This window comes from Nocardioides segetis, assembly GCF_051390595.1.
Taxonomy (GTDB): domain Bacteria; phylum Actinomycetota; class Actinomycetes; order Propionibacteriales; family Nocardioidaceae; genus Nocardioides.
Map to the genome: position 1 here is coordinate 300,548 of NZ_JBNINR010000001.1, position 12,514 is coordinate 313,061.

At 71.6% G+C, this 12,514-nt stretch carries 12 protein-coding genes and 1 tRNA gene; 10 read left to right on the top strand and 3 right to left on the bottom strand.

The window, feature by feature from the left end; genetic code table 11:
- The first annotated feature begins 51 nt into the window (after window positions 1-51).
- From ACPZVR_RS01290 to ACPZVR_RS01320, 7 genes are read left to right on the top strand one after another with little or no spacing between them, the layout of a single operon-like run.
- A complete protein-coding gene (locus ACPZVR_RS01290) occupies window positions 52-1,194 on the top strand; it encodes a substrate-binding domain-containing protein (RefSeq protein WP_436697756.1) in 1,143 nt (380 codons plus the stop codon).
- A complete protein-coding gene (locus tag ACPZVR_RS01295; protein ID WP_436697757.1) occupies window positions 1,194-2,714 on the top strand; it encodes a sugar ABC transporter ATP-binding protein in 1,521 nt (506 codons plus the stop codon). Before ACPZVR_RS01290 ends, ACPZVR_RS01295 begins: the two co-directional genes overlap by 1 nt.
- Window positions 2,711-3,715 carry an ABC transporter permease gene (locus ACPZVR_RS01300; protein WP_436697758.1) on the top strand — a complete coding sequence of 335 codons (1,005 nt, stop codon included), beginning with the start codon at window positions 2,711-2,713 and terminating at the stop codon, window positions 3,713-3,715. The genes ACPZVR_RS01295 and ACPZVR_RS01300 overlap by 4 nt, the downstream gene beginning before the upstream one ends.
- On the top strand, window positions 3,712-4,197 hold the full coding sequence (locus tag ACPZVR_RS01305) for a nuclear transport factor 2 family protein (RefSeq protein ID WP_436697759.1): 486 nt from the start codon (window positions 3,712-3,714) through the stop codon (window positions 4,195-4,197). Before ACPZVR_RS01300 ends, ACPZVR_RS01305 begins: the two co-directional genes overlap by 4 nt.
- Window positions 4,191-5,609: an amidase family protein gene (locus ACPZVR_RS01310; protein WP_436697760.1), complete on the top strand. Its 1,419-nt coding sequence runs from the start codon at window positions 4,191-4,193 to the stop codon at window positions 5,607-5,609. Before ACPZVR_RS01305 ends, ACPZVR_RS01310 begins: the two co-directional genes overlap by 7 nt.
- The gene (locus tag ACPZVR_RS01315) at window positions 5,602-6,636 is read left to right on the top strand and encodes a zinc-binding dehydrogenase (protein ID WP_436697761.1); all 1,035 of its coding nucleotides are present in this window, start codon (window positions 5,602-5,604) and stop codon (window positions 6,634-6,636) included. Before ACPZVR_RS01310 ends, ACPZVR_RS01315 begins: the two co-directional genes overlap by 8 nt.
- Before the next feature lie 14 nt (window positions 6,637-6,650).
- Window positions 6,651-7,763: a sugar ABC transporter substrate-binding protein gene (locus ACPZVR_RS01320; RefSeq protein WP_436697762.1), complete on the top strand. Its 1,113-nt coding sequence runs from the start codon at window positions 6,651-6,653 to the stop codon at window positions 7,761-7,763.
- A 7-nt stretch (window positions 7,764-7,770) separates the two neighbouring features.
- Here ACPZVR_RS01320 and ACPZVR_RS01325 read toward each other — a convergent pair whose 3' ends face one another.
- Both ACPZVR_RS01325 and dcd read right to left on the bottom strand, forming a co-directional pair.
- On the bottom strand, window positions 7,771-8,763 hold the full coding sequence (locus tag ACPZVR_RS01325; RefSeq protein ID WP_436697763.1) for a siderophore-interacting protein: 993 nt from the start codon (window positions 8,761-8,763) through the stop codon (window positions 7,771-7,773).
- Window positions 8,764-8,862: 99 nt separating this feature from the next.
- Window positions 8,863-9,438, bottom strand: coding sequence for a dCTP deaminase (gene dcd / locus ACPZVR_RS01330; RefSeq protein ID WP_308086840.1), 576 nt, complete (start codon window positions 9,436-9,438; stop codon window positions 8,863-8,865).
- 64 nt (window positions 9,439-9,502) lie between these two features.
- Here dcd and ACPZVR_RS01335 point away from each other — a divergent pair, with 64 nt between their 5' ends.
- From ACPZVR_RS01335 to ACPZVR_RS01345, 3 genes are all read left to right on the top strand, one after another.
- Window positions 9,503-10,276, top strand: a complete 774-nt coding sequence (locus tag ACPZVR_RS01335; RefSeq protein WP_436697764.1) for an SGNH/GDSL hydrolase family protein — start codon at window positions 9,503-9,505, stop codon at window positions 10,274-10,276.
- Window positions 10,277-10,305: 29 nt separating this feature from the next.
- Window positions 10,306-10,378, top strand: a tRNA-Gly gene (locus ACPZVR_RS01340).
- Between the two features lie 217 nt (window positions 10,379-10,595).
- Entirely contained in the window at window positions 10,596-11,231 is a 636-nt protein-coding gene (locus tag ACPZVR_RS01345) for a DUF2461 domain-containing protein (RefSeq protein WP_436697765.1), read from the top strand.
- Window positions 11,232-11,314: 83 nt separating this feature from the next.
- Here the strand turns inward: ACPZVR_RS01345 and ACPZVR_RS01350 are convergent, their stop codons facing one another.
- The gene (locus tag ACPZVR_RS01350; RefSeq protein WP_436697766.1) at window positions 11,315-12,484 is read right to left on the bottom strand and encodes a mandelate racemase/muconate lactonizing enzyme family protein; all 1,170 of its coding nucleotides are present in this window, start codon (window positions 12,482-12,484) and stop codon (window positions 11,315-11,317) included.
- Window positions 12,485-12,514: the final 30 nt, after the last annotated feature.

Genomic DNA, 12,514 nt, shown 5'->3' on the forward strand with positions numbered 1-12,514 from the left:
CGGCGGCCTCGCACGAGCCGGCACCGACCGGGAGAACCTCAAGGAGATCGCATGAACATCCACCACCTTCGGCCCGCTCGCGGTCGTCGCCCGGCCCGCGGCCTGCTCGCCGTCGGTCTGCTGGTCACGCCTCTGCTCGCGGCCTGCCAGTCCGCGGGTGCCGGTGGCGGCGGCTCGGATGCCGACGCGGCCGCCATCGTCAAGGAGTCCGAGGCCCGGGTGAAGGCCGCGATGGCCGACGTCACCACCGGTGCGCCGTCGTCGAGTCCGCCGGTCCAGAAGGACAAGTTCGTCATCATGATCCCGTGCTCGGTCGCCTCCGAGGGCTGCGCCCAGCCGGCGCGGGCAGCCTTGGACGCTGCCGAGGAGATCGGCTGGCGGGCACAGATGATCGACGGCAAGGACACCGCCGACACGCAGAACGCCGCGGTCCGGCAGGCGCTGGCTCTGAAGCCCGACGGCATCATCACCTTCGCCATCAACCCGAAGACCATCCAGGGAGCGCTGGACGAGGCTCGCCGTCAGGGAGTGAAGGTCGTCGCGTCGTCGGCGACGAAGTCCGACCTGGTCGACTTCTCCGACAACCCCTCGACCGAGGCCTGGAAGCTGAGTGGATCGCTGCTCGCCGACTACGCGATCACCCGGACGAAGGGAAGGGTGAAGGCACTGGTGCTGCACGACACCGGCTTCGACGTGCTCGTGGACCGGCACGGTGCGTTCGTCGACCGGCTGAGGGAGTGCACGACCTGCACCATCCAGGAGGACCAGACCTTCACGTTCTCCGACCTGGCCAACTCCGTGCCGCGCCTCGTACAGCAGATGGCCCAGCGTCACCCCGACTTCAACACCATCTACATCGACTACGACTACGCCGTGCCGGCGGTGCTCCAAGGACTCCGCTCGATCGGGACCGAGGGCAAGGTCGTCCTGGGATCCGACGGGACGTCGGCCGCGATCCAACTGATCCGCGAGGGCGGCGGCCAGTCGGCGACGACCGCGTTCGCGCTCGGGTGGATCGGCTGGTCGGACGTGGACGCGCTCAACCGGATCTTCGCCGGAGAGAGCCCGGAGCCGGCCGCCGAGGTCATCGGCGTCAAGCTGATCGATCAGGGCATCGCTCAGGACATCGACGGACTCTGGGGCGGCGACGTCGACTACGAGGCGGCGTACCGGACGCTCTGGAAGGTCGGCTGATGACCACGGCGAGCGTCGAGCTCATCGGCATCACCAAGCGCTTCGGCGGTCAGACGGCGCTGGACGGAGTCTCGATCGGCTTCGGAAGGGGCGAGATCCACGGCCTGGCGGGAATGAACGGCTCGGGGAAGTCGACCCTGGTCAAGATCCTGGCGGGGGTCTACACCCCCGACGAGGGCACGCTTCGCTTCGGGACCGAGTCGCACCGCTCGCTCACCCCGGCCAAGGCGACCGAGCTCGGGCTCCGCGTGCTCCACCAGGACCCGGCGGTCTTCCCGACGATGACGGTGGCGGACAACATCTCCCTCGGCTCCTTCTACGGACGCAGCAGGGCGACGCGGGTGCGGGTCGGACGCGAGCGTGAGCTCAGCCGCGAGGTGCTCACCCGCCTCGGCATCGAGGGCGTCGACCCGCGCGCGGTGCTCGGGGAGCTCTCGCCCACCGAGCGGACCATGGTCGCCATCGCCCGTGCCGTCCAGGATCTCGACGACCGGGGACTTCTGGTCCTCGACGAGCCGACCGCCTCCCTTCCCGAGCACGAGGCGTCCCTCGTCACCGACCTGGTACGGCGGGTCGCCGAGCGCGGCATCCCGGTGCTCTACATCACCCACGACCTGGCCGCCCTGATCGAGCTCTCCGACCGGGTGTCGGTGCTGCGCGACGGCCGGCTGGTGGGGAGTGAGTCGGCCAGCACGACCACGGAACGCGAGCTGGCCGACCTGATGGCCGGCGGTGACACGGCCCACGGGTCCGTCGTACGTGTCGCGTCGGCACGCGGCGGCGAGCCGACCCTGGTCTGCGCGGGGGTCACGGGCGGTCGGGTTCGCGACCTGGACCTGCAGGTGCAGGCGGGTGAGGTGGTCGGGATCGCCGGCCTGCTCGGGTCGGGCAGAAGCACCCTGCTCCGGATGATCGCGGGTGCGCAGGGACGCGAAGGCGGCCGGGTCGTCGTCGATGGCAGGAGCGTGCCCGGCGGCAGCCCGCGGGTCGCCCGGAGCAACGGCATCGCGTTCGTGCCGGAGGACCGGCGTGGACAGGCGGCTTTCGCCGGCATGACGCTGTCGGAGAACCTGACGATCGCCGCGCTGCCGGAGCTGTCGCGCCCGTGGTGGATCAGGGCGCGGAGCGAGCGCCGGAGGACCGCCGAGTCGATGGAGGCTCTCGACATCCGCCCGCGGATGCCCGAGCGCCGATTCGCCCTGCTCAGCGGCGGCAACCAGCAGAAGGCGATCATCAGCCGCTGCGCGCAGACCCGGCCGTCGGTCCTCCTGCTCGACGAGCCGACCCAGGGCGTCGACGTCCATGCCCGCCAGCAGATCCACGCGACCGTGCGGCAGATGGCCGCTGACGGGATGGCCGTCGTGGCCGTCTCGTCGGACATCGGCGAGCTGATCACGATCAGCGACCGGATCCTCGTGATGCGGCGCGGCGCGATCAGGGCGGAGCTCCCCAACGAGGGACTCAACGAGACAGACGTGCTGCATCTCGCGGCAACCAACGAAAGGCCGGAAGACAAGTGACCACCGAGATCAGCGAGACTCAGGTGCCCGAGGTCCACCTCGCTCAGGAGGGACCTGCCCGGCGCGGCGTCGGCGGCCTCCTCCATCCACGCTGGTTCGGGTTCTACGGCGTGGTCGGTGTCGTCGTCCTGTTCAGCGTGCTGCTGCCGGTCACCTATCCCACGATGACCAACATGACCGCCGTGCTCGGAAACGAGGCGGTCGGCCTGATCCTCGCCATCGCGATCCTGATCCCGGTCGTGGCCGGCTACTTCGACCTGTCGGTCGCGAGCGTGCTGACGCTGTCGATGATCGTGTCGATCGGCTGCTTCCAGTTCTTCGAGACCCCGACGCCCGTCGCCTGTCTGGCGGGCGTCCTGGTCGGCTCGTTGTTCGGACTGGTCAACGGGTTCTGCGTGGCGTGGCTCGAGATCAACGCCATGGTCGCCACGCTCGCCACCGGCAGCATCGCGCTCGGCATCGCGCTGTGGTGGACCAACGGCTCGATCTTCGCCGAGAACGTGCCGCCCGGCTTCCGCAGCCTGGGCGACCGGGTCGGTCCGGTACCGCTCCCGATCGTGTACGCCGGCGTCCTGTGCCTCGTCGCATGGTGGATCCTGGAGAAGACGCCGACCGGACGCTACCTCTACGCCATGGGCGACGGACCGGTTGCCGCTCGTCTGGTCGGACTGCCGACGACGACGCTCACCGTCGGCTCGTTCGTCGCGTCCGGCACCGTCGCCGGGTTGGCCGGTGTCGTCGAGGCGGCGATCCTCGGGTCGGGCAACCCCCAGGTGGGTGCGGGCTTCCTGCTGCCCGCCTTCGCCGCGGTGTTCCTCGGTGCCGCGATCTACACGATCGGCCGCTACAACGTGATCGGGACCGTGGTCGCGGTCCTCATCCTGGCGGCACTGGTCGCGGGCCTGCAGCAGCTCGGCCTGCCGTTCTACATCGAGTCGCTGCTCAAGGGCGGCGTCCTGCTCGTGGCCGTCGCGCTCACCAGCGGCAGGTTCAGCCGATGACGGGCGATCTCGCCGCGCAGGTCGCACGGCTCGGCCGGCAGGTCGACCTGCTCGAGGCCGAATCCGCCGTCCACCGGCTCAAGCGTCGCTACGCCCAGCTCTGCGACGAGGGCTACGACGGTGCCGCTCTCGCTGCGCTGTTCGCCCCCGATGGCAGCTGGAGCAGCAACCACGACGGTCCGTTCACCGGCCGCGCGGCCATCGCCGACTTCCTCGCCACGGTGGGCGCCGACCGGTTCTCCTGGGCGGCGCACTACCTCGCCAACGGCTCTGTCGACGTCGACCTCGACGCCGGAACCGCTGCCGGGAGGTGGGAGCTGGTGCAGCTCGCCACCGACCGACGAGCAGCGCCGGGACCTGCGGGCTCGGTGGTCGCCACCGGCACGTACCGTGATCGCTTCGTCTGCGTGGACGGGGCGTGGCTGATCGCGTCGCTGGAGCTCCGGCTGCACCGGCTCACCGATCTCGTGGCGGGATGGTGAGCGCCGTGGAGCCGCCGGCGGCCGTCGTCGCCGACCTCGTCGCTGCCGGCGAGCACCTCCCGGCAGTGCCTGCGCTCGCGCTGACGCCGACCGTGGAGCGGGAGGCGCGAGCCGGCGCGCGGTCTGACGACCCGTGGAACGCGGTGCGCCGGTGGATCTCGGTGCGTGGTGCCCGGACCGGTGCGTTGTCCGGGCTCCGGGTCTCGGTCAAGGACTCGGTCGCGATCGGTGGGGTGCCGCTGACCTGCGGCTCGGCGGCCCTGCCCGACTTCATCCCGTCGGGTGACGCCTCGGTCGTGCGGGAGCTGTTGGACGCCGGTGCCGAGCTGGTCGCCGTCACCACGATGGACGACCTCGCCTTCTCCGGTGGTGGCGACTCGTGCGTCGACGGCCCCGTGCTCAACCCGCACGACCCGACCCGCAGCGCGGGCGGCTCGTCCGGCGGTGCCGCGGCCTCTCTCCACCTCGACGGCGTCGATGTCGCGATCGGCACCGACCAGGGCGGTTCGTCGCGTGTCCCAGCGTCGTGGTGCGGGGTCCTCGGGCTCAAGCCGACCCGCGGCCTGGTGCCGTACACCGGGGTGGTGCCGGGAGAGCCGAGCCTCGACCACATCGGCCTGCTCGCGCGCACGGCCGGCGTGCTGCGCCGCGTGCTGGGTGCGATCGCCGTCGACGACGGGACCGATCTGCGCCAGCGCGGCGTGCCCCGTCTCTCGGAGTCGACCTCCGCCGGACCGGTAGGCGCTCGGGCCGTCGTGCTGCGCGCACTGGTCGACCGGTCGGCGCCCGAGGTCGCCGCGGCATTCCGTCGCGACTGCGACGCCGTCCGGGCGCTGGGGGTGAGCGTCGTCGAGACCGACCTCGATCCCGACGCCTTCGGCCCGGTCGCCACCGGGTTGTTCGTCGAGGGGCTGGCAGCGACGCTCGCCGGTACGGCGTCCGGATTCGGGCACCGGCACGTCGAGTGGCGTGAGCTCACCCGCGCGCTCGAGGACGGAGTGCGCCGACACGAGGAGCGGCTCAGTCCCGCCGTACGCGTGACGCTGGCCGCGGCGCGCACGCTCGCTCGGACCCGTCCGGGTGAGGCCTACAGTCGGGCCGCCGCGCAGGCGGGAGCAATGACCGCCGCGTTCACGGCGCTGCTCGCCGAATTCGACTTCGTGCTCACCCCGACCACGCCGTTCCCCCCGTTCCCGGTGGTGGCCGCGGGACCTGAGGAGCAGGTGCGCCGCGGCTGGGCGGTCCTGGGCAACACCGGCTTCGCCAACGTGACCGGCCAGCCGGCGCTCTCCGTCCCGCTCTCGCTCGCCGACCAGATGCCCTCCGGGCTCCAGATCGTCGGCGCCCACGGCACCGACCTGCGGTTGCTGGACCTGGCCGCCGCCCTACTCGAGGAGGATCCACGTGATTGAGCAGACCCCGACCCCGCGCCTGATGCGCGCCGCCGTGTGCGAGGGCGGCCCCGGCGGCCGGGTGACAGTGTGCGAGGTCCCGGTCCCGGTGCCCGGCCCCGGGGAGGTGCTGCTGCGCGTCGACCGCGCGGGACTCAACCGGCACGACCTCTTCGTGCTCGACCGCGCGGACGACACCGTGCGCGGACTCGTGCTCGGCTCCGACGCCGTAGGCGAGGTCGTGGCCTGCGGACCCGGCGTCGACGACGCCATGCTCGGCCGCACCGTCATCGTGAACCCCTGCCTGGGCTGGTCCGACCCGACCCGACCTCCCTTGGTCCCCGAGGTGCTGGGCGATCCGCGACCCGGCACCCTCGCCGAGTACGTCGCCCTGCCGTGGGAGAACGTCGTCCCCGCGCCTGCCCACCTCCAGCCCGACGAGGCCGCCGGGCTGGGGCTCGCGGCGATGACGGCGTACCGCGCACTGTTCAGTCAGGGTGGCGTCGCCGACGGGACCCGGGTGCTGGTCACCGGCGCCGGCGGTGGGGTCGCCGGCCTCGCGATCACGTTGGCGCACGCCGCGGGCGCCTGGGTGGCGGCCACCTCCCGCTCGGCGCGGGCGCTCGAGCATGCAGCCGCGCTCGGCGCGGACGCGGGCGTGCTCGACGACGCGGACTGGTCCGCGGAGCTCGGCGACGTCGACGTCGTCCTCGACTCGGTCGGCGCGCCGGCCTTCCGCCGCGCGCTGGGCACGCTGCGGCCGGGAGGGCGGCTCGTCAGCTTCGGCGCGACGGTCGGGGCGTTGACGGAGCTCGACCTGCGGGATCTGTTCTTCCGGCAGGTCTCGGTGACGGGGAGCTCGATGGCGAGCGCCCCGGAGTTCGCCGCGATGCTCGCCTTCGTCGAGCGTCATCGGATTCGTCCGCCGGTCGGCGCGGTCCACGACCTGGACGACGTGGAGACCGCGTTGGCCGACCTTCGCGATGGCGCCTCTCTGGGAAAGGTCGTCGTCCGTATCACCCGCACTGCTACTGAGGAGAAGCGTTGACTCGAACGAACAGCATGACGGTCCGACTCACTCTGGCCGTCACAGCCCTCGCGGTGCTGAGTGCCTGTGGCGACGGGGCCGGCGGCGCCAGCACGGATATCGACCAGGAGAGCGTCGCCGCCGCTGCGCAACGGGTCGCGTCGGCGCGCGACGCGTTGCCTGCCGACCTGCCGGATGCGCCGATCAAGGCGCCCACGGGCAGTTTCGTGGCTGTCGTTGCGTGCAACGCCGCGCAGCCCGGCTGCGCAGACCCGGCCCGGGGTGCGGTCGAGGCGCTCGAGGCGGCCGGACTCCGCGCCAAGCTGATCGATGGACAGGGCACCAGCGACAAGCAGAACGCCGCCATCCGGCAGGCCCTGGCACTGCGCCCGGACGGGATCATCACCTCGGCGATCGACCCCGAGACCGTGCAGCAGGCGTTGGGGGAGGCGCGGCGCCAGGGTGTCGCGGTCGTCAGTCTCGCCGCGCTGGGCGAGAGCGAGCTCGTGGATGCCAACGTCGGACCGACCGTCGCCGACTACACGGCGACCGGCACCCTCCTGGCCGACCTCGCGATCACCGAACTGAAGGGCGCGGTCAAGGCCCTGGTCCTGCATGACGAGGGTTTCGCCGTCCTCGAGCCTCGCTACCGCGGCTTCGTCGAAGGACTCGACGCGTGCTCGTCGTGCGAGGTCTTGGAGGAGCAGACCTTCACCTCGGCGGACCTGGCCGTCGGCGTCCCGCGCCTGGTCCAGCAGCTCGTCCAGCGTCACCCCGACGTCAACACCTTCTACGTCGACTACGACGACGCGGTGCCGCCACTGCTGCAGGGCCTGCGGTCGGTGGGCCGGGACGACGTACTCGTGCTCGGCTCGAACGGCACGGTGGACGCGACCCAGTGCATCGCCTCGGACTGCGGTCAGGCCGCGACGACCGCGTTCTCGCTCGACGGCATCGGCTGGGCCGCGGCGGACAGCATGCTGCGCGTGCTCGCCGGCATCCCGGCGTCGGACGCCGTCTACGGTCTCGGAGTGAAGCTCATCGACGCAGAGGTGGCTCGCGCGGTCGTCGACTCGTCGGAGAACGGGATGTGGGACGGCGACGCCGACTACCGAGCGGCGTACCTCGCGCTGTGGGGCGCGGCCTGACCGCGCTTCAGGAGCGCATGGAGACGCCCTCGCGCCAGTAGCCCATGAAGGCGACCTGGCGCCGGTCGAGGCCGAGGTCCTTGACCAGCTTGCGCCGCAGGCCGGTCACGACCTTGGACTCGCCGGCGATCCACGCGTAGAGGCCGGCGTACGGCGCGTCGCCGGTCGGGACGGCCGTCGCGGTGGCGACCTCCTCGCCGGAGGAGGAGTGGACCGGCGTCTCCCAGAGGTCGGGGTCGATCTCGTCGTCGGTGACGACGATGGCCTCGGTGGGCGTGGCGCCGGTGAGGTGCGCGAGGACCGCGGCGTGGAGCTCCTCGCCGCGGGCGCCGCCGTTGCGCGGCAGCCAGGTCACGCGGACGCCCGCCGGTGCGACGAGCTCCTGGATGTCGGCGTCGACCGGCACCTCGAGGTATGCGGCGCCGGTCGCGTCGGCCGGCAGGTCGCGGAGCACGCCGCGGATGGCCGGGACGGCGGTCTCGTCGCCGACCAGCAGCAGACGGTGGGCGTCGCCGGGCGACCACTCGATGCCGCCGAACTCGTGGCCCTTCCGGGGCGCCAGCGTGACCAGACGCTGCCCGGGCGCCGCCTGGAGCGCCCAGCGGTTGCCCGCGCCGTCGAGGGCGTCGCCGTGTCCGTCGGCGTCGTCGCTCTCGTGCACCACGATGTCGACGACGAGGCGGGTGTCCGGTCCCTCGCCGAGGATGTCGCGGATCGTGTAGGTCCGCATCGAGCCCCGCTCGTGCTCCGGGATCTCGATCCAGGTGGTCCACCAGGACTCGTCCGCGTGCGCGAACGACGGCAGCGTGCCTGCCGCGTTGGGGAAGATGAGCTTGATCCGCTGGTCGTAGACCGGTCCGTCGGGACCGAGGTCGGCCAGCGCCGCGCCGCCGAGCTCGACGCGCACGAACGACGGCGAGACGCGCTCGACCCGCAGCACCTCGACCTCGGTGAGGAGCATGGGCAGCGTGGCGACGTACTCGTTCTGCTCGACAGTCATGAGGTCAGGCTAACCTAACCGGACGAATCCCGGTCGGCCGGTGGTTCCTGCGCCTGTCGGACGCTGCACCGCCCGACCGGCGCAGGGGATGCCCGAGCGTCAGATCGTCGTACGGTGGAAGTTCTGGAACGAGCGCGACGGCGTGGGGCCGCGCTGGCCCTGGTAGCGCGAGCCGTACCTCTCCGAGCCGTACGGGTGCTCGCTCGGCGAGGAGAGCCGGAAGAAGCAGAACTGCCCGATCTTCATGCCGGGGTAGAGCTTGATCGGCAGCGTCGCGACGTTCGCCAGCTCGAGCGTGACGTGCCCCGAGAAGCCCGGGTCGACGAAGCCGGCCGTCGCATGGGTGAGCAGGCCAAGACGGCCCAGCGAGGACTTGCCCTCGACGCGGGCGGCGATGTCGTCGGGCAGCGTCACGACCTCGTACGTCGACCCGAGCACGAACTCCCCGGGGTGCAGGATGAACGGCTCGTCACCCTCGGGCTCCACCACGCGGGTGAGGTCGGACTGGTCGGCCGCGGGGTCGATCGAGGGGTACTTGTGGTTGTCGAAGACGCGGAAGAAGCGGTCCAGGCGGAAGTCCACCGACGACGGCTGCATCAGCCCCGGGTCGTACGGTTCCAGGCCGATCCGGCCTGCGTCGATCTCGGCGGTGATGTCGCGGTCGCTGAGCAGCACGCCCCGCACCCTACCGGCCGGTGCCGGTTGCGCGTGGCGCCGATCACGGGCGCAGAATGCTGGGATGACGTTCAGCAGGTACGTCGCCCTGGGCGACTCGTTCACCGAAGGGGTCGGTGACCCCGACCCGGCGCGCCCCAACGGCCTGCGCGGATGGGCCGACCGGACCGCGGAGGCGCTCGCCGCCGCGGCCGCGGCCGAGGGCGCGGAGTTCGGCTACGCCAACCTGGCGATCCGCGGCCGCAAGCTGCCCGCGATCATCGCCGAGCAGGTCGACGCCGCGATCGCGCTGCGCCCGGACCTGGTCAGCATCCACGGCGGCGGCAATGACGTCCTCCGGCCCAAGGTCGACATCGACGCCCTGGCGGCGTCGTACGACGAGGCCATCGGCCGGCTCGCCGCCAGCGGCGCACACGTCGTCATGTTCACCATCGCCGACCCCGGCCTCAACGGCGTGATCAAGGTGATCCGCGGCCGGACCGCGATCTTCAACGAGTGGGTCCGCGAGATCGCGGAGAAGCACGGCGCGACGCTCGTCGACATGTGGCGGATGCGCGGGTGGAAGGTCGCCGAGGTGATGGACGAGGACCGCCTCCACCTCAACGCCGTCGGTCACCAGATGATCGCCATCTCCGCCCTGGACGCCCTCGGCATCGCCCACGACCTCGAGCCGATCCCGCCCACCCCGGCGCCCGTCCTGAGCGCCCGGCAGCAGCGCGCCGCCAACCTGGTCTGGGCCCGCACCCACCTCGCGCCCTGGGTGCAGCGGCGGGTCACCGGGCGCTCGTCTGGCGACGGAGTGGAGCCGAAGCGCAGTACCTTCCAACCCATCGGGTAGCATCCTCCACGCTCCGGTTTTCGGGGCATGCGGACGTAGCTCAGTTGGTAGAGCGTCAGCTTCCCAAGCTGAATGTCGCGAGTTCGAACCTCGTCGTCCGCTCCGATATGCGGCGACACGCTGCCACGCACGCGGTCGAGTGGGGTGCGTCCCGGCCTGGCACGGCGGCAAGCCTTCGGCGGATGGTGGTTGGCATCCAGCACGCTCTACGCTGGAACGTGCCGGTGCCGTCGCACCCGTCATCCCCGCTGGGATCGCGCTCGGATCGCGACCGAGATGCCGGGTACGACGCCTCGCCGGAGCCGCCTACCCTTCTCCCATGACGGACTTCACCGGCTTCCCCGTCGCGGCGCTCGACTTCTACGACGACCTCGAGGTCGACAACACCAAGTCGTTCTGGGAGGCGCACAAGTCGGTCTACACCGAGAGCGTGAAGGCGCCGATGGTGGCGCTGACCGACGCCTTGGGCCAGGAGTTCGGCCCGGCGAAGGTGTTCCGGCCCTACCGCGACGTGCGCTTCGCGAAGGACAAGACGCCCTACAAGACCCACCAGGGTGCGTTCGTGGGCGTGGGTCCGGCGACCGGGTGGTACGTCGAGGTGGCGGCGCCCGGAGTCCGGGTCGGCGGCGGGATCTACGACGCGTCCGGCGCCCATCTCGCTCGGCTGCGGGAGGCGATGGCCGAGGAGAGGACGGGCAGGGTGCTGCAGCGGATCCTGCGCGACCTGGAGCGCGGCGGCTTCGAGGTGGCCGGCGAGCGGCTCAAGACCGCGCCCCGGGGCTACGAGAAGGACCACCCGCGCATCGAGCTGCTGAAGATGAGGACCGTCCTCGGCATGCGGTCCTACGGCTTCGAGCCGTTCGTGCACACCGCCGAGCTGCTCGACCGCGTGCGCGACGACTGGCGCCGGCTGCGCCCGCTCGTCACCTGGGTCGCCGACGCGATCGCCGAGTAGTCGGAGCACTCGGAGTGGTCCGACCTGTTGCTCATCCTCCTGGAACGGGCTGCTCACCCAGCACTCCGCTCGACCAGGTCAGGTCAGACGTTGCCCTGTGACCAGTCCGTCCAAGCAGCCGTGCTGGCCGGCACCTCGATGTCGGCGACCCGAGCAGAGCGGCCGACCAGTGCGGCCTCGTCGACCTCGATGCCCAGGCCCGGGCCCGTCGGCACCGCGAACGCACCCCGCTCCAGGTGCTCGAGGGTGAACGGGTTGATGTCGAGGATCTCGTGCCACGGCTCGGCCATCGAGTAGGGGAACTCCACCAGGCGGAGGGTCTTGAGGGCACTGGAGGCGTGCAGGTTCGCCGCGAAGGCGACCGGACCGGCGGCCGAGTGCGGCATGACGGGCACACCGGCCAGTTCGGCGAGCTCCCCGACCCGCACCAGTTCCAGCAGCCCCCCGGATGTGGCCGGGTCCGGCTGGAGGACGTCGGCACGCCCGTCCCTGATCGCGCGGTCGTAGTCCCCCGACATGCCGAAGTGCTCGCCGTACCCGATCGCCACCGCAGACTGTTCCACCAGCCGTTGCACGCCCAGGTGTCGCTCCTGGGGGATGGGCTCCTCGAACATCGAGACCCCCAGGTCCGCCAGGGCCCGGCTGACGCGCAGGGCCGTGTCCAGGCTGTAGTGCTCCGTGCCGTCCACGAAGATGTCGACCGTCGGCCCCAGCCGATCGCGCACCTGAGCCAGGGTGGCCAGGTCCGTACGCCAGTCCAGTCCCAGCCGGAGCTTCACCGCACCCACCCCGCGCGCCAGCCAGGGCTCGAGGTTGCGCACGTGCCAGTCGGCATCGCCCTGGAAGAGGAAGTGGCTGGAGGCGTAGACCCCGAGCCGTTCCCGGTGGCCGCCCAGCATGCTGCGCACGCTGAGCCCGTCCCGGCGACCCACCGCGTCCCACAGGGCCATCTCGACCGCGCTCACGGCGTGGCCGACCGGGCCGGCGAGCCCAGGTCGGCGCCGCAGCTCCGACTTCAGCAGACCGGCGACCTGGGGCACCGAGACCATGCCCGGTCGACCCAGCAGCGGCGCCAGCACGTCCTGCACGATCGTGCGCAGCAGACCGGGATGGGCAAACCCGTATCCATCGCTCGCCTCGCCGAACCCGGTCACCCCCTGATCGAGTCGCACCCGCACCATGGCATGGGGCAACCCATCGAACTCGAACTCGTACACCCGCAGGTCCTCGACCCTGAACGCAGGCAACGACATCTCCCCTCCTCCGGACCGTGACGAACGAAC

Coding starts and splice junctions, on each gene's coding strand:
- ACPZVR_RS01290 (WP_436697756.1), top strand. CDS start 52: ATGAACATCCACCACCTTCGGCCCGCTCGCGGTCGTCGCCCGGCCCGC.
- ACPZVR_RS01295 (WP_436697757.1), top strand. CDS start 1,194: ATGACCACGGCGAGCGTCGAGCTCATCGGCATCACCAAGCGCTTCGGC.
- ACPZVR_RS01305 (WP_436697759.1), top strand. CDS start 3,712: ATGACGGGCGATCTCGCCGCGCAGGTCGCACGGCTCGGCCGGCAGGTC.
- ACPZVR_RS01310 (WP_436697760.1), top strand. CDS start 4,191: ATGGTGAGCGCCGTGGAGCCGCCGGCGGCCGTCGTCGCCGACCTCGTC.
- ACPZVR_RS01320 (WP_436697762.1), top strand. CDS start 6,651: ATGACGGTCCGACTCACTCTGGCCGTCACAGCCCTCGCGGTGCTGAGT.
- ACPZVR_RS01325 (WP_436697763.1), bottom strand. CDS start 8,763: ATGACTGTCGAGCAGAACGAGTACGTCGCCACGCTGCCCATGCTCCTC.
- ACPZVR_RS01335 (WP_436697764.1), top strand. CDS start 9,503: ATGACGTTCAGCAGGTACGTCGCCCTGGGCGACTCGTTCACCGAAGGG.
- ACPZVR_RS01345 (WP_436697765.1), top strand. CDS start 10,596: ATGACGGACTTCACCGGCTTCCCCGTCGCGGCGCTCGACTTCTACGAC.
- ACPZVR_RS01350 (WP_436697766.1), bottom strand. CDS start 12,484: ATGTCGTTGCCTGCGTTCAGGGTCGAGGACCTGCGGGTGTACGAGTTC.